Origin of the sequence: Aureibacter tunicatorum (assembly GCF_036492635.1) — a bacterium.
GTDB classification, from domain to species: Bacteria; Bacteroidota; Bacteroidia; order Cytophagales; family Cyclobacteriaceae; genus Aureibacter; species Aureibacter tunicatorum.
The window spans coordinates 4,272,574-4,298,547 of record NZ_AP025305.1; the positions used below are offsets into that span (position 1 = coordinate 4,272,574).

Annotated in this window: 24 protein-coding genes; 9 read left to right on the top strand and 15 right to left on the bottom strand. The window is 38.7% G+C overall.

Annotation, left to right across the window (positions count from 1 at the left end):
* Positions 1-67: 67 nt before the first annotated feature.
* The 9 genes from accD to AABK36_RS17985 form a co-directional block, all read right to left on the bottom strand.
* Positions 68-910, bottom strand: a complete 843-nt coding sequence (accD, locus tag AABK36_RS17945; RefSeq protein ID WP_309936520.1) for an acetyl-CoA carboxylase, carboxyltransferase subunit beta — start codon at positions 908-910, stop codon at positions 68-70.
* Between the two features lie 298 nt (positions 911-1,208).
* Positions 1,209-3,440 carry a TonB-dependent receptor plug domain-containing protein gene (locus tag AABK36_RS17950; protein WP_309936521.1) on the bottom strand — a complete coding sequence of 744 codons (2,232 nt, stop codon included), beginning with the start codon at positions 3,438-3,440 and terminating at the stop codon, positions 1,209-1,211.
* A gap of 218 nt (positions 3,441-3,658) precedes the next feature.
* Entirely contained in the window at positions 3,659-4,081 is a 423-nt protein-coding gene (locus tag AABK36_RS17955) for an HYC_CC_PP family protein (protein ID WP_309936522.1), read from the bottom strand.
* A gap of 61 nt (positions 4,082-4,142) precedes the next feature.
* The gene (locus AABK36_RS17960; RefSeq protein WP_309936523.1) at positions 4,143-4,706 is read right to left on the bottom strand and encodes a 2'-5' RNA ligase family protein; all 564 of its coding nucleotides are present in this window, start codon (positions 4,704-4,706) and stop codon (positions 4,143-4,145) included.
* 3 nt (positions 4,707-4,709) lie between these two features.
* Positions 4,710-6,854: a ferrous iron transport protein B gene (feoB, locus tag AABK36_RS17965; protein ID WP_309936524.1), complete on the bottom strand. Its 2,145-nt coding sequence runs from the start codon at positions 6,852-6,854 to the stop codon at positions 4,710-4,712.
* Between the two features lie 9 nt (positions 6,855-6,863).
* Positions 6,864-7,091 carry a FeoA family protein gene (locus tag AABK36_RS17970; protein WP_309936525.1) on the bottom strand — a complete coding sequence of 76 codons (228 nt, stop codon included), beginning with the start codon at positions 7,089-7,091 and terminating at the stop codon, positions 6,864-6,866.
* A gap of 180 nt (positions 7,092-7,271) precedes the next feature.
* Positions 7,272-7,907, bottom strand: a complete 636-nt coding sequence (gene rsmG / locus AABK36_RS17975; RefSeq protein WP_309936526.1) for a 16S rRNA (guanine(527)-N(7))-methyltransferase RsmG — start codon at positions 7,905-7,907, stop codon at positions 7,272-7,274.
* Positions 7,908-8,035: 128 nt separating this feature from the next.
* Positions 8,036-8,647: an RNA polymerase sigma factor gene (locus AABK36_RS17980; protein ID WP_309936527.1), complete on the bottom strand. Its 612-nt coding sequence runs from the start codon at positions 8,645-8,647 to the stop codon at positions 8,036-8,038.
* A complete protein-coding gene (locus tag AABK36_RS17985) occupies positions 8,638-9,732 on the bottom strand; it encodes a glycosyltransferase family 2 protein (RefSeq protein ID WP_309936528.1) in 1,095 nt (364 codons plus the stop codon). The genes AABK36_RS17980 and AABK36_RS17985 overlap by 10 nt, the downstream gene beginning before the upstream one ends.
* A gap of 268 nt (positions 9,733-10,000) precedes the next feature.
* On the opposite strand from AABK36_RS17985, the gene tgt reads away from it, so the two are divergent.
* From tgt to AABK36_RS18000, 3 genes are all read left to right on the top strand, one after another.
* Positions 10,001-11,131, top strand: a complete 1,131-nt coding sequence (gene tgt / locus AABK36_RS17990) for a tRNA guanosine(34) transglycosylase Tgt (RefSeq protein ID WP_309936529.1) — start codon at positions 10,001-10,003, stop codon at positions 11,129-11,131.
* Between the two features lie 143 nt (positions 11,132-11,274).
* The gene (locus AABK36_RS17995) at positions 11,275-12,351 is read left to right on the top strand and encodes an LptF/LptG family permease (RefSeq protein ID WP_309936530.1); all 1,077 of its coding nucleotides are present in this window, start codon (positions 11,275-11,277) and stop codon (positions 12,349-12,351) included.
* A gap of 11 nt (positions 12,352-12,362) precedes the next feature.
* Positions 12,363-13,280, top strand: a complete 918-nt coding sequence (locus AABK36_RS18000) for a DMT family transporter (protein ID WP_309936531.1) — start codon at positions 12,363-12,365, stop codon at positions 13,278-13,280.
* Positions 13,281-13,294: 14 nt separating this feature from the next.
* Here AABK36_RS18000 and AABK36_RS18005 read toward each other — a convergent pair whose 3' ends face one another.
* The 3 genes from AABK36_RS18005 to lpdA all read right to left on the bottom strand — a co-directional run bounded on the left by AABK36_RS18005 (position 13,295) and on the right by lpdA (position 16,136).
* The gene (locus AABK36_RS18005; RefSeq protein WP_309936532.1) at positions 13,295-13,693 is read right to left on the bottom strand and encodes a hypothetical protein; all 399 of its coding nucleotides are present in this window, start codon (positions 13,691-13,693) and stop codon (positions 13,295-13,297) included.
* Between the two features lie 12 nt (positions 13,694-13,705).
* Positions 13,706-14,617 (bottom strand): DMT family transporter, encoded by a 912-nt coding sequence (locus AABK36_RS18010; RefSeq protein ID WP_309936533.1) that lies wholly within the window; start codon positions 14,615-14,617, stop codon positions 13,706-13,708.
* Between the two features lie 124 nt (positions 14,618-14,741).
* The gene (lpdA, locus tag AABK36_RS18015) at positions 14,742-16,136 is read right to left on the bottom strand and encodes a dihydrolipoyl dehydrogenase (protein ID WP_309936534.1); all 1,395 of its coding nucleotides are present in this window, start codon (positions 16,134-16,136) and stop codon (positions 14,742-14,744) included.
* Positions 16,137-16,672: 536 nt separating this feature from the next.
* On the opposite strand from lpdA, the gene AABK36_RS18020 reads away from it, so the two are divergent.
* On the top strand, positions 16,673-18,055 hold the full coding sequence (locus tag AABK36_RS18020) for a dipeptidase (RefSeq protein WP_309936535.1): 1,383 nt from the start codon (positions 16,673-16,675) through the stop codon (positions 18,053-18,055).
* 129 nt (positions 18,056-18,184) lie between these two features.
* Entirely contained in the window at positions 18,185-18,994 is an 810-nt protein-coding gene (ispE, locus tag AABK36_RS18025; protein WP_309936536.1) for a 4-(cytidine 5'-diphospho)-2-C-methyl-D-erythritol kinase, read from the top strand.
* A gap of 38 nt (positions 18,995-19,032) precedes the next feature.
* On the opposite strand, the gene AABK36_RS18030 is transcribed toward ispE, so the two are convergent.
* From AABK36_RS18030 to AABK36_RS18040, 3 genes are all read right to left on the bottom strand, one after another.
* The gene (locus AABK36_RS18030) at positions 19,033-20,583 is read right to left on the bottom strand and encodes an Rne/Rng family ribonuclease (protein ID WP_309936537.1); all 1,551 of its coding nucleotides are present in this window, start codon (positions 20,581-20,583) and stop codon (positions 19,033-19,035) included.
* Positions 20,584-20,794: 211 nt separating this feature from the next.
* On the bottom strand, positions 20,795-21,643 hold the full coding sequence (locus tag AABK36_RS18035; protein WP_309936538.1) for a tetratricopeptide repeat protein: 849 nt from the start codon (positions 21,641-21,643) through the stop codon (positions 20,795-20,797).
* A 53-nt stretch (positions 21,644-21,696) separates the two neighbouring features.
* Positions 21,697-21,990, bottom strand: a complete 294-nt coding sequence (locus AABK36_RS18040) for an HU family DNA-binding protein (RefSeq protein WP_309936539.1) — start codon at positions 21,988-21,990, stop codon at positions 21,697-21,699.
* 130 nt (positions 21,991-22,120) lie between these two features.
* On the opposite strand from AABK36_RS18040, the gene mutY reads away from it, so the two are divergent.
* The 4 genes from mutY (at position 22,121) to gldD (ending at position 25,973) form a co-directional block, all read left to right on the top strand.
* Positions 22,121-23,221 carry an A/G-specific adenine glycosylase gene (mutY, locus tag AABK36_RS18045; RefSeq protein ID WP_309936540.1) on the top strand — a complete coding sequence of 367 codons (1,101 nt, stop codon included), beginning with the start codon at positions 22,121-22,123 and terminating at the stop codon, positions 23,219-23,221.
* A 15-nt stretch (positions 23,222-23,236) separates the two neighbouring features.
* Positions 23,237-23,722, top strand: coding sequence for a single-stranded DNA-binding protein (locus AABK36_RS18050; RefSeq protein WP_309936541.1), 486 nt, complete (start codon positions 23,237-23,239; stop codon positions 23,720-23,722).
* 148 nt (positions 23,723-23,870) lie between these two features.
* A complete protein-coding gene (gene gldE, locus AABK36_RS18055) occupies positions 23,871-25,217 on the top strand; it encodes a gliding motility-associated protein GldE (protein WP_309936542.1) in 1,347 nt (448 codons plus the stop codon).
* 144 nt (positions 25,218-25,361) lie between these two features.
* Positions 25,362-25,973, top strand: coding sequence for a gliding motility lipoprotein GldD (gene gldD / locus AABK36_RS18060; RefSeq protein ID WP_309936543.1), 612 nt, complete (start codon positions 25,362-25,364; stop codon positions 25,971-25,973).
* The last annotated feature ends 1 nt before the right edge of the window (position 25,974 follow it).

Here is a 25,974-nt window from a genome sequence, read left to right on the forward strand (position 1 = left end):
TTAAATTAAAATAAATATTTTAATAGAGGCTAAGCCTCGCATTCTACAACTCAAATTCCGTGACAAACTAAAATCCCAGCATAGATAGCAATGAAGCTATTTTTGATTTCAACTCTCTTCTGTCAACTATGAAATCCAAAAATCCATGCTCCAACAAGAATTCCGATCTTTGGAAACCTTTTGGAAGATCTTTTCCTATTGTTTCTCTGATCACCCTTGGACCAGCAAATCCGATCAAAGCGTTAGGCTCTGCGATATTGAAGTCACCCAACATAGCGTATGAAGCTGTAACTCCACCCGTCGTAGGGTCAGTCATCAAAGAAATATAAGGGATCTTCGCTTCGCTAAGCTGAGCAAGCTTCGCTGAAGTTTTAGCCATCTGCATCAATGAAAGTCCTGCTTCCATCATACGAGCTCCTCCCGACTTTGAAATCATCATAAACGGTATATTGTTTTTCAAAGAGTACTCGATACCTCTAGCAATCTTCTCTCCAACAACAGATCCCATAGATCCGCCAATAAAGCTAAAATCCATGCAAGACACCACCAAGTCATGGCCATTTACTTTGCCAACGCCTGTTCTTACAGCATCCTTAAGTCCTGTTTTCTTCTGAGAAGCTTCGATTCTCTTAGGATAAGGTTTTGTGTCTTGGAACTCAAGCGGATTCGCAGAACTCATCTCAGCATCCAATTCCTCGAATTCGTCGTTGTCAAACAATATTTCAAAATACTCCTTGGAGCCTATTCTCACGTGGTAATTATCATCAGGACATACATAAGCATTCTGCTGCAATTCGCGTGTATGCAGAATTTTTCCACTTGGTGACTTGTACCATAATCCTTCCGGCAAATCTTTTTTGTCCGATGTAGGCGTCTGTATTCCTTTGTCTTTTCTATTAAACCAAGCCATTTTTTTTCTTTTATCTTACAACTCTAAGCTCTCCGATACATCATATTATTCGCATCTGAGCCAATATCCTTTAAAAAGGCAAATATATCCATAATTTTCGATTCAACAAGGGAAAATTCCTGCTAATAGGAAACTCTTGAGCCATGTGTTTATTTCGCAAAAAACAAGGAGTTCCATTATTGATATAATGAAACTCCTTTAAGTTCTTAATATACACCTATTAAGTGAAGAAATCATGAATAAGCGTCCTCTCTAAAGCATAACACTTAATCATAAGCTAGAAACCATTTTCCATCTATTATTCAAGCAATCTCCATCTCAAGCCAGCGTAAATCATTGTTCCTGTAATCGGTCCCCAATTCATAGAGGCATCGAAATTATCACCAAAAGGATCTTCAGAGGACAATATTGGGTTTTCTTGTTTATAATTGGTTAAATTTTCCCCTCCAAGATAGAACTCCAGTTTATCTTTAGGTGCATAGCTTATTTGCGCATTCATCGTAAAGTAGGAAGGCGAAGTATCATCCAGTCGATAAGCTTCTGGATTTTCAGTAGTATGAGGCAATCTTTTGCTGCCTATATAATTCCCCGTCCAATCAATCTTAACTTTGTCCTGAAACAAACTATAGCCTAAGTTCAAAAAGTATCTATGCTTAGCGACTAAAGGCACTTGCTCTAACTCTCCATTGAAAGTCGTCGTGACATCGTAATATTTATATGCTGTCTTAACACTCAAATCACTTAGTGGTGAAAAAGCCAACTCCGCTTGAAAGCTATGCGCTCCAGCATCTCCGTCCAAGTTGGAAAAAATCACCTTGCTAGCATCAGTATCCATATCGACCACGAGTTGATTTTCGAAAAAAGTATAATAATAGTCCATGACAAATGAAGCCGAACTTCCAAACATCGAAAACTCTTGTTGCAAACTCGTTCCAAAGTTCCAAGAAACTTCTTGATCCAAGTCGTTCATCACAACATCTCGACTTGACACCAATACTTGCGTGTTTTCAGCGATTGGATTCGGAGTTCTTACACCTTTTCCAGCATTCGCTCTCAACACCGTATTCTCTGCAGCATTGTATTTCAAATGCAATCTCGGTATAAACTGACCACCATAAAGGCTGTTGTAATCATATCTTGCGCTTGCTACGCTGGAGAACTTTTGATTAAACGAATGAGTCCACTCTCCATATGCTCCGTAAACTCTTTCCACACGGTCAAGGTATAAATAATCTCCTTCGGAATCCAAGCTCCCCAATTGCTCGTCAAATTGGTCAAAAGAATAATTCACTCCAACCTTCAACTGATCAAGTCCGTAGTTCATCTTCTTGATGACAAATCCGTTAAAGAAAGCTGAAAATTGATCAGCATCATAGTCTCTTCGACCATAATAGCTTTCCAGTTCAGTATAATCCAAATTATAAAATACAGCAGCTTGCCAATCAGAATTTCCAAAAAGGTCATTAAAACCACTTTTACCAAAAAAGCTGGCTTTATTAGTCTTGGAATAAATACCATACAAATCAGACGAACTATGATTCATTGATTTGTCATAACCCAACTGACCTCCTACTTTTTCATCGGTCAAGACTTGAAAGTTCCAGTTAGAAACAAATTTATCACTCTTATACTTCCAGCGATTAAGCACATTGAAGTTTTTGCTTTTAGGCAAATCCATGAAGCCGTCATTGTTTCCTTCCAGCTCATTCCCCATATAATCGCCATGAATAAGCAATGAGCTGCTTAGTTTATCGTTCAAATTTGTCGATGTATGTATGTTGGCTTCCATTCTACCAAACGAGTTCCCATACAAATTGAAATAAAGGCCTTCTGTATTTTCCGCTTGAATCAATCGAACATTGATTTGACCAGTCATTGCCTCATAACTATTCTCAATGGAACCTGCACCCTTGCTAACATCTATGCTTTCCACCCAAGTCCCCGGAATATACGACAATCCATATGGAGCGCTCAGTCCTCTTAATGAAGGAATATTCTCCACTTGCAATTGGGTATATTTTCCTGAAAGACCTAAAAATCGAATTTTCTTGGATCCCGTAGCCGCGTCGCTTTGACCAACATCCACCGAAGCATTTGTTTCAAAGCTTTCCGACAGATCGCAACATGCAGCCTTTTTCAACTCGCTTGACGTTATCGTTTCTACTTGCGAAGTTTCAAGTTTATCCATATAAGTTGTGCTCCCTTTCACTACAACTTCGTCAAGTCCAAGTCCAGCCTTCATCATCACATGCATTTCCTGCTTTCCACCAAAGACTAGACTTTGCTCCTCAAACCCGATAAAACTAACTACAATGGTATCTCCTATATCAAGACTCTCCCACATTATCATTCCATCGGCATTCGATACTTGAATATCCCCATTTGATTTGTTAATCGCATTCGCTCCCGCCAAACTTTCCTTTTTTTCATCCATAATGTGCATCATTACTTTGGATGATTGAGCACTAGCATTAAGATTCAACATTGTCACAAATAACAATGATGCTAATATTCTAAATATATAATTCATGTATTTTTCTCTTAACTATTCCGAAACCAAAAGGCATGCTTGACTAAAGCCGACACGGCTAAGTCATAATCATAACATTACCTTTTACTATAAAATTTGCGATGAAATATCGCGAAGATGTCTTAGCATTAACATGTTCAAATAATTGAAATGCGAAAAATCACACCTTAAAAAAGACAATGCTAAGCTCCTCTGAAAAGAGGATGTAAGAGAATATTCTAAATTAAATATGTGCAGTATGCGGCTAGCATTCCTCTACCATGCAACTTGGGGGGAGGAGAGCTATCAGAAAACCCATTGATATAATCAGCTTCAACTGCCAAATTCGCTACTAAATCGCTAAAGGAGAAAGCTGGTATAAAATAAAGTGAAAAGTCAAATCCCGTGAATTGTTGAAAAAAATCAAACTTCACTCCCCAATATTCGGAAGTAAAATGACAACAACCGCCTGAATGGCAAGAGTCTGTTGAAGTGAAAACTGTAACTTCTTCAGTTGTTCCACAACAACCACTGGCTTCAGTAAACAATGAATAATCCGCAGAGCCTCCGCATATATGGCCGAATTCAGCCACTCCAATTGTTCCCGCCAACACGAAAACAATCACAAATACGGACAATATGGTACGGAAAATTCTCAACATTCAATTTTTCTACTATAGGTTACCATTGCAAGATACGAAATTATTCAGCGAAAAGTTATAGTTAATCATCCCCAAAAGGAAATCTTCGATAAACTTCCCATCCAGAGCCATTGTGCTTCAATAACTCAAAGCTTCCAACATTGAACGAAGCATTATATTTTCTAAATTCAAATTCAGGCCAAGCTTCCTTGAAAACACTCTTTTTCAAATCCCGAAATGCTATCGTGACATGAGGGTGAAAACCTTTTGCTTTATAATCGGCATTCATCATATTAAGCTTCGTCCTCATGCACCTTGACACTTTGCTGTGCAATTCTCTCAATATCGGATTTTCCATGACATCCACGAAAATAACTCTCTGATCAAAGGCGTCAAAGCCATCCAATTGCTGCAAGAATGAATCGCATTCCAATGCCGTCAATTGCAAGGATTTTTCCAGCAATTCCATCTTCGATACTTTCCACTTGAAAGGCATATGCAAAGTGATATGCGCGGGAGAGCGTAAAGCCCCCTTGCTACCGAATTTTTCATAAACTTCATTTTTCAAAGCCATAATCTCGCCTTGAACAGGTTCATCTGGCACAATAGCTATGAAAAACAATTCAACATTGCTTTGTTGTTTCATAGCTTATGAGAAAATATGGTACACGACAAAAGCAGAACCGTACGCTAACAATGTCAAATACACCATTTGAAATGCCGGCCATTTCCAACTTTTCGTTTCTCTTTTTACAATTGCCAATGTACTCATGCATTGCATAGCGAATGCATAAAATATCAATAAAGAAAAGGCTACAGCTTTCGTATAAACAGGCTCGCCTGTCTTTGGATTCACTTCAGATCTTAGACGATCTCTTATCGTTCCATCGTCCTCAGCCTTAGAGCCAATGGAATAAATCGTTGCCATTGTTCCTACAAAAACCTCTCTGGCCGCAAATGATGTCAACAACGCTATTCCTATTTTCCAATCATAGCCCAATGGTCTGATCACCGGCTCGATGAATTTGCCAAGTTGTCCCGCGTAAGAATGTTCAAGCTTGTATGAATTTACTTTATCTTCTATTTGATTCTCGTCAAGTCCTTTATTCTCCACTTGCTCCGTTACATATTTTTCAGCATTTTCCAGTTTGTCCCCAGGTCCATAGCTTGCCAATACCCAAAGAATAATAGAAATCGCTAAAATGATCTTACCTGCCTCGAAAACAAAAGTTTGTCCTTTTTCATAAACTGTAACTCCTACATTCTTCCATCTAGGCACCCTATAATTCGGCAACTCCATCACCAAAAACGATCTTTCTTTTACTTTTAGAAACTTTCTAAAAATAGCAGCAAATACCAATGCCGCCACGAAACCAAGCAGGTAAAGTCCCATCAACACAAGACCTTGCACATTGAAAACTCCTAATACTTTCTGTTCTGGAACCACTAAAGCAATCAATATTGCATACACAGGCAATCTGGCAGAACAGCTCATTAGCGGCACTACCAATATTGTTATCAAACGATCTCTAGAGTTTTCAATGCTTCGAGAAGCCATAACCGCAGGGATAGCGCAAGCTACTCCTGAAACCAGAGGCACTATGCTTCTTCCATTCAGACCGAATTTGCGCATTATTTTATCCATCAAGAACACAACTCTAGCCATATAGCCAGATTCTTCAAGTATGGTGATAAAAGCAAACAAAATAGTAATCTGGGGGATGAAAATAACAATTCCACCTATCCCCGGAATTATTCCTTCCGTAAGCAAATTATTCAAAGGTCCATCTGGGAGCCACTCAGCTACTTTCTCACTCAAAGTCGCAAACATTCCATCAATCCAATCCATAGGAACGCTCGACCATTCGAACATGGCTTGAAAAATCAATGTCAACAAGACAAAGAAAACTGCGTACCCATAAACTTTATGTGTAAAAATCTTATCCAATTTATGAGTGAAAGAACGCAATGGCTCCGACTCTTTTCTTTGGCTTAAGCATGTTTTTAAAATATCGCTTATAAGCTGATATCTCTTTATTGTTTCCTTAGACTGAAGAACCTTCGTATCAAAACCTGTGGAATCCACTAATTTCTCCACATATAGTTTCTCAGAAGGGGATAGTTTCGGCAAACTCTGATACTGATGTCCGTATTGATAAGCTAAATAGTCATTTTCAATATTGAACTTTTCTTTTATCCCTACGGTAAACTCATTCGCATATTCATTTACATCGAAAAACGTTTTGTTCTCAAAATCAATATCTTTATCAAACAAGCTTTTCAAAGCATCTACACCTTCACCAGTTCGTCCGTTAACTGGAATGATGCGACTTCCTAGCTTGCGCTCAAGTTGCACGATATTGAGTTTTTCACCATGCTTTTCCTGCAAGTCTCTCATCGTAAGCACTACGATCGTAGGAAGCCCCAAATCTTTGATTTGCGTAAGCAGAAGCAAGTTTCTCTTCAAGTTGGATGCGTCAACAACCACTACTGCCAAGTCGATATTCCCTTGTCTATCACTCAGCGAGTCGAAAACAACTTTTTCATCCAACGATCGAGGATAAATACTATATGTCCCCGGCAAGTCTATGATATGGCAAACTTTCCCTTCCGGGCTCGTCATCACTCCTGTTTTCTTATCAACAGTCACTCCCGGAAAATTGCCAACTTTCTGATTCAATCCAGTCAAATGATTGAATAAAGACGTTTTTCCTGCATTAGGATTGCCTATCAACGCAACTCTATAGAACACTTTGCTTATTTCTTTTACCTCAGTATTTGCTACGGACTCCATTAATACTCTTTAATCTTCGATGTAAATGATTGACGCCTCATCTCTTCTCAGAGACAATTGATAATTAGAAACGGTCACGGCTATGGGATCCCCTAAAGGAGCGACAAGCGACATTTCCACTTTTTCGCCGGGCAAACAACCCATTTCAAGCAATTTTAGCGAAAGAAGGTCTTCTTTAAAGCCAGCGATCACTGCCTTTTCTCCTACTTTCATATCAGCTATTGTTTTCTGCCTCATTGTAATTTTATTTAGACTTTATCTAAAGACCGCAATTTACACTCTTTATTCCTAAAGAACGAGATTTGTCCCAACTTCTTTTTTCCCTACAAAATATTCTCCGAAAGCATTCATAAAAAAATCCCTTCAACAATCTTTTGATCATTGAAGGGATAATTTTTTCATTTTATCTAGACAAATCTAATTCACAATTGGCACGTGAACGACCTTTTTAGTATCAAAAAATTCTTCATCATAGAAGTCGTTGATGTCATAAAGCGTATATTTCTTCTTTGCTTCTTTCATCTCTTCTCTCAAATCTCCGCCTTTCAGATACAAGATGCCATTATCAAGATCATTGAAAGAGTTTCTGCTGATATTATTTTTAATCCACTGATAAAATGGCTTGAGGCGTGTCACAGCTCTGCTGATCACAAAATCATAATGATCATGTATTTGCTCGGCTCGAATCTGCTCGCCTTCGGCATTTTGCAAATCCAACGCTTCTATGATGCCATTCACCACGCTTATCTTTTTCCCAATAGAATCGATCATATGAAAATCAGAATCCGGAAACATAATCGCCAAAGGAATACCTGGGAATCCACCACCCGTTCCGACATCCAAACAAGTCGTCATGGGCTTGAAATTAATAACTTTAGCTATAGCCAATGAATGAAGAATATGCCTAGTGTAAAGTTGATCGATATCCTTTCTGGATATCACATTGATCTTATCGTTCCACTCCGGATACAAACGTCCCAATTCCTCAAATCTCTGCTTTTGCAAATCTGTCAAGTCAGGAAAATACTTGATGATTAAATCTACTCCATTCATTACCAATATCTTTATTTTATATAGCTTCCTCAATCCTTCTGCCAGATTAAGATTCGGCAAAAATAAAAAAAGTGAACGATAATCAACCTATCGCTCACTCAATATCATTTACAATAGCTGTTTACGAGCTATATATGTTGTTCCTTGCCTTTGACAATATCGTACATCAATTCCCTCGCTCTATGAAGTTGTGCCTTGACAGTTCCCAAAGGCGCGTCAAGGGTTTTAGCAATCTCATCGTACGAAAGCTCGTCAAAATACCTCAACTTCACTAATCTTTGGTACTTTGGAGGCAGCTTTGTAACGAAATTTTGAACCAACTCTATCTTTTGGCTCTTGATCGCTTCTTCCTGCGGATTCAGATTATTGTCCCTCACATCAATACTTACCGTATCTCCATTATCATCCTTGAAGGTCGAGTCAATGCTCATGGTATCCAGCTTTTTCTTTCGAATAAAGTCAATGGAATTGTTCGTCGCTATTCTGAACAACCATGTGCTAAACGTATAATCCTTCTTGAATTTATGAAGATTTTTGAAAGCCTTGGCAAATGCCTCAATTGTCAAGTCCTCTGCGTCGTCGACATTGCGGATCATTTTCAATATCATATGATATACTGGCTTTCTGTAGCGCTTCATGAGGTCGCCATAGGCTTGCTGGTCCTCGTGTTGGACCGCTCTGTCTATAAGCTTGAAATCCTCCAAAGCTTTTGCCGAAAATTGTTTGTTGCCTAACTCCATTTAATTTCTTTTGAAAAAAACGCCCGAATGCAGATATACGCATAATAAACGGTATGAAGTAAGTCAAAGACTGGCCACATCCACGCCTTAAGTTTTCCGTCTACCCTTCTAATTCCAACACCTCCTACGACCGTCAAACAAACCATTATACCCAAATAACAGCCCATTACCTCAATAGTTTTGTATCGCAGAGCGAGCAATATAATTAACAAAGACCAAAACAGCACTTTTGAAAGAAAAAATGCACTAAGTCTCAATTTGTCTTTAAATTTAAAAAATTTACTTAAATGAATTTGGTAAATTTTTTGTTTTATATAATCTTTTTTACTCGTTGGTGAATATTGAAGCATAAAAGGCTCTCCAAAAAGCGCCTTTGTATCCTTGCCTTTGGCGAAACTATTGATCAACAGCTCTCCTTCGCCGCCAATCAGCCCTTGCCAAGCGCTATACACATTCTTTCCTAAATAGAACGTTTTTCTAAAGCCAATATTACAAATATCTCCTTTGTATGGTCGATTTTGATCAGCCATCGACATCATCATCGCTTGATCCATGACATTGTCAAACCATAATAATTTAGAAACTCCATCCATCTTGCGACTATATCCTAGGACAAAATTCGTCTTGTCATCAAAGCCTTTGTCGTATTTTTCAAGCCACTTTTCGGATTCAGGCCTGCAATTCACTTCCGTCACCAACACTCTGTCATAATCCGCCGCCTTCACTCCAAGCGTCAAAGAGTACTTGTAACTACTCAAGTGCTCCGGGACTTGCTTCAAAGTGACTACTTTCAAATTGTCCTGATGCTTTTTCTTTTCGAGCAAAAAATCATAAGTCTCATCGTTGGAGCAATTATCAACCACTATAACTTCAAAGTTTTTCATCGACTGAAGCGACATCATATCCAAAAACTCTTTCAATGGCTCAAATTGGTCATGAACAACCACAATCAAACTCAATCCGCTTTCTCCACCATTGCTTGAATCCGTATCGCCTTTTTTAAATGCTAGAGGAAGAAAAAATCGCAAAGCAAACAGCAAATAAGCTAGCCCGCTAACTAAAAAAACTATAAACAAAATCTGCATACACACTTACTCTTCTAATAATTCAGCCTATAATATTAGCAAATCTTTTTCAAATTGATCATCAAGACATATTAATAATTATACAGAAAGTACAGACATCGGAAAATTTAGCTTTGCAAACAAAATCAGCGCAAACATATTAAAGAGACATAGAGACTTGCGAAACAACTTTTAGCCTCTTAACAAATGGATTGCAATAATTAGGACATGGTTTCTAAATAGCATATTTTTGCAAATGCAGAGAAATTGAAATAAGAAATTACCATAGATGAAATTTGAAATAAACGCCAAGGACCCTAAAAGCAGAGCGAGAGCTGGCGAATTGAATACTGATCATGGCACTATCCAAACGCCTATTTTCATGCCTGTCGGCACTGCGGGAACAGTAAAAGCTGTTCATACCAGAGAGCTTAAGGAAGATATCAAAGCTCAAATCATATTAGGGAACACTTACCACTTGTATTTGAGACCAGGATTGGAGATCCTTCAACAAGCAGGAGGACTTCATAAGTTCAATGGTTGGGACAAGCCGATATTGACTGACAGTGGTGGTTATCAAGTTTTTTCATTGTCAGGGACAAGAAAGATCAAAGAGGAAGGCGTTACTTTCAAATCACACATCGACGGCTCCAAACACCTTTTCACGCCTGAAAACGTGATGGATACTCAAAGAAAAATCGGCGCGGATATTATCATGGCTTTTGACGAGTGTACTCCATATCCTTGCGATTTCAAATACGCAAGAGAATCCATGGAAATGACACACAGATGGCTTCAAAGATGCATTGACAGAGTAGACAGCACAGACCCTCTGTACGGATACAATCAAGAATTATTTCCTATCGTTCAAGGAAGCACTTACAAAGACTTGAGAATGCAGTCTGCTGAAGTAATCGCTTCTAAAAACAGAGCGGGAAATGCTATTGGAGGTCTTTCAGTAGGCGAGCCTGCTGAAAAAATGTATGAAATGACCGAAATTGTCACAAACATTCTTCCGGAAGAAAAACCAAGGTACTTGATGGGGGTTGGGACTCCTGCGAATATCCTTGAAAGTATTGCTCTGGGCGTGGACATGTTGGACTGCGTTATGCCAACCAGGAACGCAAGGAACGGCATGCTATTCACTTCCGAGGGTATTATCAATATTAAAAATGAAAAGTGGAAGGATGACTTTTCGCCAATCGATCCAGCAATCGGTGGATATGTAAGCACATTTTACAGCAAAGCTTATTTGAGACACTTGGTTAGATCTCAAGAAATTCTTGCAGCGCAAATCGCAAGTATCCATAACTTGACATTCTACTTATGGCTGGTTAAAGAAGCTAGAGAGAAAATCATAAGCGGAGAATTCGCTTCATGGAAAAATATCATGGTGGAAAAAGTTAGCCGCAGGCTATAATTCCAAATCATGCTTCATAATATTTACGAGAAGAGCAATATCTGCTCTTCTCTTTTTTTATCTACTCATTTTTTAACTAATTTCGGTAGATATCATTTTGATTAAACGTTTAATTAAATTAGAGCCAATATATTCGTAAAGAAATGTTCAAAGTTCTTGACCGATACATACTTAAGCGATTGCTTACAACATACGTATTTGTGGTGATGATCATCGTGGCTGTCGTTGTAGTAATCGACATGACCGAAAAAAACCACAAATTCATTCAACACAATCTGGGATTCGCCGAAATTGCAGGATATTATATGGACTTTGCCCCGTATATAGCAAACTTCATCACCCCGCTAATGGTATTCATCACTACAGTATATGTGACCTCTCAGATGGCCAGCCATACTGAGATCATTGCGATACTCAGTAGCGGAATAAGCTTTAAAAGGCTTATGGTTCCTTATTTGATTGCTGGAGGTATCATTGCCAGCGCTAGTTTTTACCTCAATGGCTGGGTCATTCCCAACACGAATAAAGATCGACTAGCATTCGAAACCACATACTTTAAAAGAAAATATCATTTCGATGAAAGCGATGTTCATATTAAAGTCTCTCCCGACACGTATTTATATCTCAAAAGCTACAATGTAAACTCTGATCAAGCATACAAAGTGACTTTAGAAAAAATTGACGGCAATCAACTGATATCAAAGCTTTCCGCAAGAAGAATGAAATGGAATGAAGATATCAAAAAATGGCAATTCATTGATTGGGAAATCAGAGATATTAATGGAACTCAAGAAATATTCACTCACGGAGACAAACTAGATTCAGCGCTGAATCTTACTCCAAAATATTTCTCCAACAATTACAAACTCTATGAAGCTTTGACGCTTAACGAAATTGACAAAAAAATTGCCGATCTGGAAAGCAGAGGCGCCGACAATGTCAAAGTATACCGCATCGAAAAGTACATTCGATACATGTCTCCTTTCGCAGTTGTGATTTTGACATTGATAGGTTTGGTCGTTTCCAGTAGAAAAGCCAGAGGAGGAACAGGCTATCAAATAGCTCTAGGATTCGTTCTTGCGTTTATCTATATCATTTTCTTCATGTTTAGTCGAAGCCTTGCCGAAGCAGGCTCTACTAATCCGATACTGGCCGTATGGATACCAAATATAATTTTTGCAATTATTGGAGTGTTTCTATATACTCGAGTACCTAAATAACGATACACCTTATGCTTAGAGATTATCTTCACCTGCATTTCCTAATATTCATCTGGGGATTTACAGCTGTGTTGGGAGTGCTAATCAGCATACCTGCGATAGAAGTCGTATTTCTAAGAACTTTCATCGCCTCTGTTGGACTTGCCTTGGTATTGCTTTACCAAAGGCAAAATTTCAACATAGGGATGAAAAACGCTTTAAAAATGATCTTGACCGGTTTTCTAATTGGCATGCACTGGATGTTTTTCTTTGCCTCCTCGGAAGTTTCTAATGCTTCTGTAACTTTAGCCGGAGCCGCCACTTGCGCTTTTTGGACGAGCATACTAGACCCAATCATAAGCAAAAGAGCCGTGAAGCCTTTTGAAGTAATCTTAGGACTTTTTGTTATTGGAGGTCTCTACATCATATTTTTATTCGAATTCAATCATGCAATAGGACTTGGCATGGCTGTCATGGCGGCTATTCTTGCAGCTTTATTCACTATTATCAATTCTAAGCTCGCGAAAAAGCACCACCCAACTATGATCACCTTTTATGAAATCAGTGGAGCTTGTCTATCCACTATTTTATTCTCTCCGATTTATGTGAAGAATTTTGCGGCAAATGGAGAATTAAATTTCAATATGGATACTAATGATATCGCTTATATCCTAATATTGGCTTTGATCTGCACTGTATATGCTTATACAGCATCTGTGGAGTTAATGAAAAGAATATCTCCATTCGCTATGAACTTAAGCGTAAACCTTGAGCCTGTATACGGCATTATGCTAGCCTACTGGATTATTGGTGATAGTGAAAAAATGAATGGCGGTTTCTATATAGGAACACTCGTTATCTTATTTTCGGTATTATCTTACCCGATATTAAATTATTATCAAAAGAAAAGAACTAAAAAATTGAATTTGGAAGAAGCCAACATAAGATAGCTTCTTCCTGATTGCTATTTAACTTCCTCTAGCCAAGCGAAAGCTTCATCTTCAGACGGGAAAAATCTCAATTTCAAATCTTCCTCAGTCATGTTTCTTTCCATGTTCTTTACAGCAAAAGTGGCAAAAGCATCCTTGCCTATCACAGTAGCCGCGTAATACTCACCACCTCCAGCTTCTAGCAAAGCAGGCATGATCACTTCAGCAATCCACATCTGAGTTTCCACAGGAGCAACTCCCATCAATGAAGGGTTGGCCATATGCTTTTGAAACTTCTTTTCCTTTACTACTTCAAGTAGAGCAAGCATCGCTTCCCTATCTTCTTTATCCGGGCAATATTTTTTATATCGAATAACACCGTAATCATTCTCATACCCTACTTCAACAAATTCATTTTCATGTGTGATCGTCATAATTTCTCTTGTTTATCGTTCCTCTAAAGTTTCCTGTTCTATTTTTTTCTCTTCAAGAGTCTTGTTTGATTTTAATTTTGGCAATATGCTTATAATATTAGCTACTATAATCAGCAAAGCACCCCCTACTTTCTCCAGAGTCATTTCCTCTCCCAAAAACATATAGCTTATTCCCATAGCCAGTGGCAAAGTCAAATAATATATAATACTCGAAACAGTAGTTGGCAATTCCGTAGTCGCTTTAACCCATAATGTGTGGGCTATAAATGTGCAAACTACTGAAAGAGCGACCAACCCCATCCAATCAGACTTGGTCAATGATTCCCATTCTGTCAAAGGAAGCGTAAAAAGGAACAAAACAAGCGCAAAACCATATTGTCCAAAAGCTCTGACAGAACCCGATATTTCTGAATTTCTTTGTTGTAGAATAGGAAGTCCAGCGAAAAAAACAGCGCTTATAATCGCAACCAACAAACCTAAAGTCTGATTATTTTCCAAGCTGAATTCAGGCGTCACCATCAAGCTTCCGCATATCACAAGGGCAACAGCCAAGAAGTCATTCCATTGTGGTTTTCTCAACTTCATGATCCAACCCAACAATATCAAATGTATGCCAAAAGTGCATAAGCCTAAAAAAGCAATGGAAGCAGATCCAATCTTGATGCTTATGAAATAAGTTACCCAATGCGCTCCAAACAAAAAACCCATTAAAGCCAAGCTTTTCACTTGCTTGAAACTTAAAGCCTTTATTTCCTTAAATGATGCTAAAAAAATCCCCGTCAACACCATCGTTATGCAAAGTCGAACTATACCTATCGTATAAGGATTTGCCGACACTGACTTGATGAGCACAGGCGTGAAACCAAAGGACACTAAAGCCAACAAAGTTTCCACTACCAATCTTAAACTAATCTTCTTCTCCATGTTTTCAATGTTGCCAATAGGCGTTTAATTAGATTCACTCTCGGCTATCAAATTAAAAACATTTTCTATAAAAATAAAAAAGGAGACCATCAGATCTCCTTTTTAATAATGATTTTATAAAGTATTATAAATGAATCGCCTCATCATAAGCATCCTCAGTAGCATCCTTAAATGCTTCAGACATCGTAGGGTGTGGGTGGACGGCTGTTAAAATCTCATGAGCTGTAGTTTCCAGTTTCCTTGCTACAACAGCTTCAGTGATCATCTCAGTAACGTTATTGCCAATCATATGAGCCCCTAAAAGCTCCCCATATTTAGCATCATAAATCACCTTAACAAAACCTTCCTTAGCACCAGCCGCGCTAGCTTTTCCTGACGCTGAGAATGGAAATTTACCAACTTTAATATCATATCCGGCTTCTCTTGCCGCTTTTTCTGTATATCCAACAGAAGAGATTTCAGGAGTGCAATAAGTACATCCAGGAATGTTATTATAATCGATTTTCTCAGGGCTCTTGCCAGCGATCTTCTCAACACAGATAATCGCCTCAGCGGAAGCAACGTGCGCTAAAGCAGGACCATGAACAATATCACCAATAGCATAAACTCCAGGGATATTAGTCTTGTAATAATCGTCTACGATCACCTTGCCTCTGTCAGTCATCACACCTACGTCCTCAAGACCGATACCTTCGATATTAGTAGAAATACCTACCGCTGAAAGAACCACATCAGCTTCGATTACTTTCTCACCTTTTTTCGTATTTACAGTAACCTGACACTTTTCTCCAGAAGTATCCACATTAGTAACTTCAGAGTTGGTCATGATCTTAATACCGCTTTTCTTATACGATCTTTCCAATGCTTTAGAAATCTCTTCATCCTCTACAGGAACGATATTCGGCAAGTACTCTACGATAGTCACCTTAGTTCCCAACGAGTTGTACACATAAGCGAATTCAACACCGATAGCACCCGAGCCAACTACAACCATAGATTCAGGTTGCTTCTCAAGGCTCATTGCTTTTCTATACTCGATAATCTTCTTACCATCAATTGGCAAATTAGGAAGTTCTCTAGCTCTTCCTCCTGTCGCCAATATGATATGATCAGCAGAGTATTCAGTCTTAGCTCCGTCTTCAGCAGAAACTTCTACAACTTTCCCCGGCTTGATCTTTCCAAAACCGTTGATAACGTCGATTTTATTCTTCTTCAACAAAAACTGGATCCCCTTGCTCATGCCACCAGCCACTTCACGGCTTCTTTTAATGATCGCATCAAAATCATGCTTCGACTCAGACACAGTGATACCGTAATCTTCAGCGTGCTTGATGTATTCATATACTTGCGCGCTTTTCAACAAAGCTTTTGTCGGAATACATCCCCAGTTAAGGCAAATTCCACCCAATTCGGATTTTTCAACAATAGCCGTTTTCAAGCCCAATTGCGAAGCTCTAATTGCAGCTACATATCCGCCCGGGCCACTGCCGACTACTATCAAATCATATTTTGCAGACATAATAATTTCTTTTTTCTTGAGTATTTGTCGCTAATTTAAAAGATTTTCTCATGATAAAAAAAGTAAATTCCCACCTTAATGTTACTTCATTAAAAGTTAATTTTTCTCAGATATTCAATAAGCAAAAGGCAATAATTTAGTTATAAAGTTAATAAACAAGCCATACTCATTCTTCAAAACTCACCTAATAATGATAAATATCACATCAAAAAAGAATCTTGAGACATAAATGAATTTGAAAAAAAATCTATAGAATTATTTCTTATTCTTTATTTATCAAAATATCACATCACAATAATAACAAACTAGCAAGCCTAGGCATGCTTCTAATACAAAATATTTCTCTAAATTTGCGTAAAAGCCCTCGCGCTCAAGCATATCGCATTGGCATGGAAAATGTTAAGCAAAATTTGAATTTGCAGCATAGACATAGCTATCCATGTCAATCATATAATATGCTTCCGACTCAACATTCGAGCAATAAAGCTAAGGCTTGATTTCATTTTAAATTTTTTACCAAAACTTTAAAAACCCCTATGAGCGATTCGCATTCAGAAATAAAATCATTCATCGAAGAGAACAAAGATAGATTTCTTAACGAATTATTCGACCTTCTAAGAATTCCTTCTGTAAGTGCTGACAGCAAGTTCAAGACCAATGTGGAAGAAGCAGCGGAATTCGTTAAAGAAAAATTAATCGCAGCTGGCGCTGACCATGCGGAAATCTGTCCCACAGCTGGACACCCAATCGTTTATGGTGAAAAAAATATAGATCCTTCGCTACCAACAGTATTGGTATATGGACACTATGATGTGCAACCAGCGGATCCATACGAATTATGGAACTCTCCTCCATTCGAGCCTGTAATCAAAGACGGCAAGATATACGCTAGGGGCGCTTCGGACGACAAAGGGCAAATGTACATGCATATCAAAGCTCTTGAATCAATGAATAGCTTTGGAGACATTCCTTGCAACTTGAAATTCATGATTGAAGGAGAAGAGGAAATCGGTTCTGAAAACCTTGGAGTTTTCGTCAAAGAAAACGTTGAGAAATTAAAAGCCGATATTGTGTTGATCTCTGACACAGGCATCATTTCCAATGACGCGCCTTCCATCTGCACAGGCCTTAGAGGGCTTAGTTATGTGGAAGTAGAGGTAACAGGACCTAATAGAGACCTCCATTCAGGAATGTACGGTGGAGCTGTTGGCAATCCTATCAATATACTTTGCGACATGATAGCTTCTCTTCATGACGAAAATAAGCAAATTACAATTCCTGGATTCTACGATAATGTAGAAGAACTTAGCCAAGAGCAAAGATACGAATTGAACAAAGCTCCATTCGACTTGGAGGATTATAAAAATGAGCTGGACTTAGGCGATGTGGCTGGAGAGAAAGGCTATACGACATTAGAAAGAATAGGTATCAGACCTACTCTAGATGTCAATGGCATATGGGGAGGTTATACTGGAGAAGGCGCTAAAACAGTATTGCCTTCAAAAGCTTACGCTAAGATCTCCATGAGGTTGGTTCCTAATCAGACGAGCGAAGAAATCACTCAACTATTCACTAAGCATTTTGAGTCTATAGCGCCAGCAAGTGTAAAGGTCAAAGTAACTCCTCACCATGGAGGAGAAGGTGTAGTAGTGCCTACAGATTCAATCGGCTATAAAGCTGCCAGCAAAGCATTTGAAGACGCATGGGGCAAAAGCCCTATTCCAACAAGAGATGGCGGAAGCATCCCAATCGTGGCTATGTTCCAAAAAATCCTAGGTCTGGACTCAATCCTGCTAGGATTCGGACTTGACGAAGATGCGATTCACTCACCAAACGAAAGTTACGGAATTGAGAACTATGTGAAAGGAATTGAAACCATCACAAGGTTCCACCATAGATTCGCTGAATTGAACAAATAATATTTAAACGGGCTTTAAAAGCCCGTTTTTTGATATCTGCCTTTTTTTATTTAAAGTCACCTACTTTTTAATAAATACCCATTGACTCATTAAGCTATCTTTTTATTTTGCGAAGACAAAATCCAGCATATGATAGTATATCCTAATTCCAAAATCAATATTGGCCTATTCATCACTCGAAAGCGAGAAGACAATTTTCATGATATTGAATCGTGCTTTTACCCAATAGAATGGAAAGAAGCTTTGGAAATTACGCTAAGCGATAAAGTCGGCTTTAGTTCTTCCGGCATAGACATACCAGGAAACCCTGATAATAACCTTTGCCTGAAAGCTTACGAGCTCTTAGCTCAAAACTACGATATTCCCGAAGTTCATATTCATTTGGAAAAAATGGTCCCAATAGGAGCAGGACTTGGCGGCGGCAGCGCTGACGCAGCGTACACACTAAAAGCGCTCAATGAATTATTCAAGCTTGAAATCGAAAATTCAGCCTTGAAAAAATTCGCCTCCGAGATAGGGAGCGACTGCCCCTTCTTCATAGACAACCAACCTGCGATTGCCTCAGGAACGGGTACGACACTAGACACCTTTGAATTAAGCTTATCCGGCAAGTGGATCATGCTTATCAACCCTGGTCTTCATATTGGCACAGCAGAAGCTTACTCCAATGTTTCTCCTAAAAACATTGACTTCAACTTGAAAGAAATCCTGCTTTCAACTCCCATTGAGCAATGGAAAGATATTATTCAAAATGATTTTGAAGCATCTGTATTTCCTAAGTATCCCGAGCTTCAAAAATTGAAGTCGCTTTTATATGAGAAAGGAGCCATATACGCTTCAATGACAGGCTCTGGATCAACTATTTATGGAATTTTCAATAAAAAGCCTCAAAACATACACCTAGACAAGGGAAATGTCTGGACAGGAATGCTGAAATAAAAAAAGGCCGCATACGCAGCCTTTTTTCTAATGCTTTTTTAAATCTCGATTACATCTCCCTGGCTATTTTTAAATACATAATCCGTTATTGCCAGTGATGTATCCAGTTCTAATTTTACCCATTTCCAGTATTTGAAATACCATCGAACACGCCTGGAAATAATTCCCTTTGTATAAAATGCAAACAAAAAGGGATGAAGTGAAATTGTTAATCCTGACTCATTTTGCTTTGTCAAGATATACTCTAAATCACGTTCGATGTGGTCGGTGACCAATATTGTCGCGGTTACTTTGCCAGTACCCCCACACGTAGGACATTTCTCACGTGTTGTAATATTCATTTCCGGCCTTACTCTTTGTCGAGTAATTTGCATCAAGCCAAATTTAGTCAACGGCAATATCGTAAACTTTGACCTGTCGCCCTTCATTTCCTCCTTCATCTTTTCGAAGATAAGGCGTTTGTTTTCGGGGGATTTCATATCTATGAAATCTATGATGATAATTCCCCCCATATCTCTCAGCCTTAGCTGACGGGCGATTTCTTTAGCCGATTCCAAGTTTACTTTCACGGCGGTAGTCTCTTGATCCGACTCAGCATTGGATTTATTACCGCTGTTGACATCTATGACGTGGCAAGCTTCAGTATGCTCCACAATCAAATACCCTCCGTTAGGCAAACTCACTGATTGACCAAACAAGGATTTCACTTGTTTTTCAATCCCAAAATTCTCAAACAACTTCACTTTCCCAGTATAGTGCTTGACAATCTTTTCTTTTTCCGGTTCAATTGTGCTTATGTAAGATTTGATATCTTCATAGATATCCTTATCATCAGCATAAATAGCATCAAAAGATTCGGAAAGAAGGTCTCTAAGCATTGAAGAGGCTCTATTTAGCTCTCCAATCACCAAATCCCTTGACTTAGCGCCGCTTAGCGCTTTTACTCCATTTTTCCATTTGCTTACAAGATCTCTAAGATCGCGATCCAGCTCAGCCACATCTTTGCCTTCGGCGACTGTCCTGATGATAACTCCAAAGCCTTCAGGCTTAATAGAAGTAATCAATCTAACTAGCCTTTTTCGCTCTTCCTTGCTAGTAACTCTTTTCGAAATATTTACACTATTCGAAAAAGGCACCAACACAATATATCTGCCAGCAATGGATAATTCACAAGATAATCTTGGCCCTTTGGTTGATATAGGCTCCTTTACGACTTGGACAAGAATCTGCTGGTTTTTACTCAGCACTTGATTTATCTTTCCATGCTTGTCTATGTCGGGCTCCATCTTGAAATTAGCAAGTTTATAGGAAGAGTTCTTCCTATTCTGCGTCATTTTCAAGTATTTGTTCAATGAGCTCACTTGAGGCCCCAAATCAAGATAATGCAGAAATGCGTCTTTTTCATAGCCTATGTCTATGAAAGCGGCATTCAATCCCGGAACGATCTTGCGTACAGTCCCTAGGTAGATATCACCTACATTAAACTTATTTCCTCCAGCTTCCTGATTGAACTCGACAAGCTTCTTGTCCTGCAACAGGGCCATACGACTATCATTTTTGTCTCCAGCAATAAATAATTCACTACTCACTGCTTTTCTAGAATTTAAATGACATGTATGGTTAAATAATACAAACAGGCTGGGCGTGATCCCTCACACCCAGCCTAAACAAGACTTTTATTTTTTCTTATGTCTGTTTTTTCTTAAACGCTTCTTTCTTTTATGCGTTGCAATCTTATGTCTTTTCCTTTTTTTACCACAAGGCATAACTCTTCGATTTTTTGGTTAGAAATATTTTTTACTATAATTGTTTCAAGTAATTATCCACTGTGGAGTGAACCACCGGATCATCACTCATGTTTTTTACTTGATTAAATTCAGCCTTAGCACTCTCTTTCTTGCCCAATTCCGCATAACATACCGCCAAATAATATCTAGCCTGCAAATTTTGCGGATCGATCTTCAATAAAGCTTGGAATCGCTCCACTCCTTTATCATACTGAAAGGACTGGATAGACATCATTCCCAAGTTGTAAAGAGCTTCTTCATGCTCAGGCTCCTGCTTTAACACATCCTTCAACATTCGGGCCGCCTTCATTGGCTGTCCCGTTGGCAGATATGTCATAGCAAGCCTAGTCTTTACTCCAAGAGAATCAGGCCACTCTTCCATTACTTTCTCATAATAGGTCTGCGCTTTCGAGCCGTAGTCTTTAGCCTGTTCCGCTGACATCGCAACACTGAAGACTTCGTAATAAGCGTCAGCCACTACTCGCAAGTTTTCCGCATTAGGGTTTTCCGGAATGGCAAGTTCAGCATACTTCACCGCACTATCCAATCTCCCAACGCTTGCGTATAGAGTTCGCAAAGAATCCGCAAATATACTCTTTTCTTCCGGACTTTGCGAATTATTAAAAGAAAAAGTCATCTTTTCTAGCTTTTCCTTTTTCTCCTCCGTCATCAATGACATATGAGAAGCCATCTCTCCATCATGATCACTGTGATCGTGACCATCGTCAGCACTATGCTCCTCAACTTGGCTAACGCCGTTTTCAGTTCCATTTTCGTCTTCGACGACATACTTGGGCAAAGTGTACAATGCACCTGACAAGCCCAAGGCCACTACCAATAAAATGATGCGAGATTTATTCATAAAAGATCGAGATTTAGCGGAATTGATTCAAGATAGCAATCCCCTTGTTAGGTTTACGCAGTGACAGTGACACTTTGCTTGATCTTATCAACAAAAACTTTTGACGGCTTGAAGCTCGGCACATAGTGCTCGTCTATTACTATAGCCGTGTTTTTGGAAATGTTACGAGCAACTTTTTGAGCGCGCTTCTTATTCACGAAACTTCCAAAGCCTCTCACATAGATGTTTCTACCGTCAGCCATTGAATTTTTCACAACTTGGAAAAAAGCCTCAACAGTCTCTTGCACATCCGCCTTGTCGATACCTGTTTGCTCTGCAATTTCTGCAATAACTTCTGCCTTTGTCACGTTAATTTTTTTTAGGTTTATAATTCTTAATAATCTAGTAACCAACTATTTTTAAGCTCACAAAAATAGTTGACCGTTTTAAAATTTAAAACTGTTAGCCCAAAAATAACTTTAAACACCCTCATATAAATTGGAAAATAGCACTTCAAACAAGCAACACTTCTCCAATACGCTTATCAATTGGTATCATCAAAATAAAAGAAATCTTCCATGGAGAAACACCACCTCTGCATATCATATATGGCTGTCGGAGATCATCCTTCAGCAAACCCGGGTAAGTCAGGGACTCCCTTATTATCAGCAATTTACAGAAAAATTTCCGACTATTCAAGACTTAGCCAATGCTCAAGAAGATGAGGTCATGAGAACATGGCAAGGTTTGGGGTATTATTCACGAGCCAGAAACCTTCACAAATGCGCGAAAATCATCACTGAAAACTTTTTAGGAAAATTCCCGGAAAGCTACAAAGAACTGCTAAAATTGCCTGGAATAGGTCCATATACAGGAGCCGCAATCGCATCTTTCGCTTTCAAAGAGCCTGTTCCAGCTATAGATGGAAACGCGTATCGTGTCTTATCTAGGGTCTTCGGCTTGGACCATGACCTGTCTGAAAGCAAAACTTTTCGAAAATTTTTCGAGGCTTCAGGCCAATTGATCCCCGACAACAATCCCGATGATTACAATCAAGCGATCATGGAATTTGGAGCGATGCACTGTACGCCTAAAAACCCAAACTGCCAAGAATGTCCTTTTATTTCCTCGTGCTTTGCCTATGAAAACAACCAGCAACATCTGCTACCTGTAAAGACCAAAAAAACAAAAGTCAGCAAAAGACATATGAATTATTTAGTCTTCAGGCATGCGGATACTTTTTTCATGAAACAAAGAAGCGGCAAGGATATTTGGCAAGGTCTTTATGATTTCTATTGCTTAGAAAGCGAAAACAACCCAGACATAAACGAAATCGAAGACAAATTGCTCTTTAGTTTGCTAAATTCAGGCGCTATAGTAGAACATGAATCTACCGTTTACAAACATGTTCTATCACACCGACAACTGTTTATTCGATTTTACGTAATAGATGTTCAAAGTTCGGCAAATGTCCAAATGCTGGAACAATCAGATTTGATCGCTTTTGAAAAAGAAACCTTGGAGGAAATTCCAAAACCTATTATTATTGACAAATTTTTGAAAATTTACAACGGCGAACAAAACTTGTTAATCTTATAAATATACATCCAAATTATGGCAGGAGTAAATAAAGTAATTCTAGTCGGCAACCTAGGAAGAGATCCTGAAATCAGACATCTAGAAAACGGAACGCCAGTAGCCAACTTCACTCTAGCGACATCCGAATCTTATACCGACCGCAATACTAAAGAAAGAAAAACAACAACTGAATGGCACAACATTGTACTTTGGAGAGGCTTGGCTGAAATCGCTGAGAAATACCTTAGAAAGGGCAACAGCGTGTATATAGAAGGAAAAATCACTACAAGATCTTACCAAGATCAACAAGGTGTAACGAAATATATTACTGAAATCGTAGGCCAAAACATGACTATGCTCGGTGGAGCTCAAAGAAACGACAACGCCGGCAATGGCTACCCTGCTCAACAACCAGCAAACCAGCAAGTCAACTCGCCTCAAGCCCAACCTATGGCTAGCAAGCAAGAGACTCCTGCTTCGGTTGACTTTTCTTCTGACGAAACGGATGATTTGCCATTCTAATATCAAACTCAATCCTTCTTTTTTAAGGAAGGATTTTCTTTTTTCGATTTTCGACAAAAAATTTGCATCATTACAAAAAAATCGAAATATTGATATAAATGCACAAGCATCTAAATAAGTATTCTTAAACTAAATTTCAACACATTCCTTGGAAACGACATTTGCGAATCTGGATGACCCATATCCCAGTATCCTTAGTGCTATTTTATTAAGCGCTACAGATTATCCTTTATTTTTCTACGGCACTAATGCCTTGATATTTATCATTCTACTTACGCTATCCTTTTTAGTCTCCGGCTCCGAAGTGGCCTTTTTTTCACTCAGTCCTGATCAAGTAGAACAGTGCAAGAATTCAAACTCCAGCAGTGACAAAATGATTTCCAACCTCTTGGAAAAACCCAAAAGACTGCTTGCTACAATACTCATACTCAATAACTTGATAAATATCGCCATAGTAACATTATCCACTATTGTGATATGGAATGTCACGGGCACAAAAGACGGTAGCGACTTCTTTGTTTTTCTATTGCAAACAGTCATTGTAACGATATTGATCCTTTTCTTTGGCGAAGTAATCCCTAAGAACTATGCGCTGTTCAATAGCCTTAATTTTGCCAAAATCATGGGCAAACCGCTTGCTTGGTCCGCTACTTTTTTAAAGCCCCTATCTTGGAGCTTAATGACGCTCAGCAATATCATCGAGCGAAGAGTGGAAAAAAAGGGCTACAATGTTTCCATAGACGAACTTAACCACGCTCTGGATATAACCAAAGATGACAGCACAAAAGAAGAACAAGAAATATTAAAAGGCATTGTAAACTTTGGAACGCTTTCAGTGAAGCAAGTAATGACAGTAAGGCTGGATATCACTTGTATCGCCACTGACTCCAATTTCAAAGAATTGATAAAACTCATCAAAGAAACATCATTTTCAAGAATACCAGTATATCAAGACAGCATCGACAAAATCGAAGGCATTCTTTACGTAAAAGATCTGCTTCCGCACTTGGACAAGGATGAAAATTTCAATTGGAAAGAACTACTGCGTCCAACATATTTTGTTCCTGAGACAAAGAAAATCGATGTTCTCCTCAAAGAGTTTCAAAATAAAAGAGTCCATATGGCCATTGTTGTTGATGAATATGGCGGAACTTCAGGTCTTATTACGATGGAAGACATCTTAGAAGAAATCGTAGGAGAAATCAACGACGAATTCGATATTCCTGAGGAAGAAGGGTATAGTAAAGTAAACGATAATACTTTTATTTTTGATGCTAAAACCTCTTTGAACGATTTCTGCAAACTATCCAATATTGACACTGAAACGTTCGAGGATGTAAAAGGAGAAAGCGAATCTTTGGGCGGCTTGCTTTTGGAAATCAATCATGTGATTCCATCGGCTGGCACTCAGATTATCTACAAGGAGTTCACGTTCACAGTAATCAATTCCGACAAGAAAAGATTGAGAAAAATAAAGGTGAATATCAATCGATAATCAACCAAATGCTAAATATTAGCGCAAAGCTAAATCACTAATTAATTTGATTTTGTCAAAAATGATTGTTATCATGGTGATTCGGTCTGCTGAAATTTATATATTTCGAAAGACCGAACAAATACACAATCAAAACCACAGCAAATGCCGAAAATTGACAAATATCTTTCTGTGCTTATAGCCATTGTTTTCATCATGATTAACGCTTGCGGTTCCAAAGACTATTATCCAAAACCTAAAGGCTATAATAGAATTGAACTGCCAGAGCATGCCTATAAGCATATGCCCGATACATTGCCGTATAAATTCGAAATATCAAATCAGGCTCAGTTGATCAAAGATTCTTCTTGGAACACTCAGCCCTATTGGACAATCTTAAGCTACCCGGAACACAAAGCAATGGTGGAATTCACTTATTACCCTGTAAATGATGATGAAAAATTTCTTAGGTCAATCATTACAGATGCTTATACGCTAACGTCAAAGCATCAAGTGAAAGCCTCGGCTATAGAAGAATCCATCGTGCAAACGCCTAATGGCAAAACAGCCTCTATTTCAGAGCTTGAAGGCGAAGTTCCTAGCCAAGTACAGTTCTTTGTCACTGATTCCAGCAAGCATTTCCTGAGAGGAGCTCTGTATTTTCAGACTTCCACGAAAAACGATTCTTTAGCTCCAGTAATTAATTATATCAAAAAAGATATTTTACACTTGCTAAATACGTTACAATGGAAAGAAGAGTATGCGACAACTTCATAAG

Bases quoted from the DNA above. Each gene is read 5' to 3' on its own strand.
- ispE (WP_309936536.1), top strand. From the start codon at position 18,185: ATGATAGTATATCCTAATTCCAAAATCAATATTGGCCTATTCATCACT.
- lpdA (WP_309936534.1), bottom strand. From the start codon at position 16,136: ATGTCTGCAAAATATGATTTGATAGTAGTCGGCAGTGGCCCGGGCGGA.
- rsmG (WP_309936526.1), bottom strand. From the start codon at position 7,907: ATGAATGGAGTAGATTTAATCATCAAGTATTTTCCTGACTTGACAGAT.
- AABK36_RS17980 (WP_309936527.1), bottom strand. From the start codon at position 8,647: ATGGAGTTAGGCAACAAACAATTTTCGGCAAAAGCTTTGGAGGATTTC.
- accD (WP_309936520.1), bottom strand. From the start codon at position 910: ATGGCTTGGTTTAATAGAAAAGACAAAGGAATACAGACGCCTACATCG.
- AABK36_RS18000 (WP_309936531.1), top strand. From the start codon at position 12,363: ATGCTTAGAGATTATCTTCACCTGCATTTCCTAATATTCATCTGGGGA.
- AABK36_RS18020 (WP_309936535.1), top strand. From the start codon at position 16,673: ATGAGCGATTCGCATTCAGAAATAAAATCATTCATCGAAGAGAACAAA.
- AABK36_RS17995 (WP_309936530.1), top strand. From the start codon at position 11,275: ATGTTCAAAGTTCTTGACCGATACATACTTAAGCGATTGCTTACAACA.
- AABK36_RS18050 (WP_309936541.1), top strand. From the start codon at position 23,237: ATGGCAGGAGTAAATAAAGTAATTCTAGTCGGCAACCTAGGAAGAGAT.
- AABK36_RS18035 (WP_309936538.1), bottom strand. From the start codon at position 21,643: ATGAATAAATCTCGCATCATTTTATTGGTAGTGGCCTTGGGCTTGTCA.
- AABK36_RS18005 (WP_309936532.1), bottom strand. From the start codon at position 13,693: ATGACGATCACACATGAAAATGAATTTGTTGAAGTAGGGTATGAGAAT.
- AABK36_RS17960 (WP_309936523.1), bottom strand. From the start codon at position 4,706: ATGAAACAACAAAGCAATGTTGAATTGTTTTTCATAGCTATTGTGCCA.
- AABK36_RS17955 (WP_309936522.1), bottom strand. From the start codon at position 4,081: ATGTTGAGAATTTTCCGTACCATATTGTCCGTATTTGTGATTGTTTTC.
- feoB (WP_309936524.1), bottom strand. From the start codon at position 6,854: ATGGAGTCCGTAGCAAATACTGAGGTAAAAGAAATAAGCAAAGTGTTC.
- AABK36_RS17970 (WP_309936525.1), bottom strand. From the start codon at position 7,091: ATGAGGCAGAAAACAATAGCTGATATGAAAGTAGGAGAAAAGGCAGTG.
- tgt (WP_309936529.1), top strand. From the start codon at position 10,001: ATGAAATTTGAAATAAACGCCAAGGACCCTAAAAGCAGAGCGAGAGCT.
- gldD (WP_309936543.1), top strand. From the start codon at position 25,362: ATGCCGAAAATTGACAAATATCTTTCTGTGCTTATAGCCATTGTTTTC.
- AABK36_RS17950 (WP_309936521.1), bottom strand. From the start codon at position 3,440: ATGAATTATATATTTAGAATATTAGCATCATTGTTATTTGTGACAATG.
- AABK36_RS18010 (WP_309936533.1), bottom strand. From the start codon at position 14,617: ATGGAGAAGAAGATTAGTTTAAGATTGGTAGTGGAAACTTTGTTGGCT.
- AABK36_RS17985 (WP_309936528.1), bottom strand. From the start codon at position 9,732: ATGCAGATTTTGTTTATAGTTTTTTTAGTTAGCGGGCTAGCTTATTTG.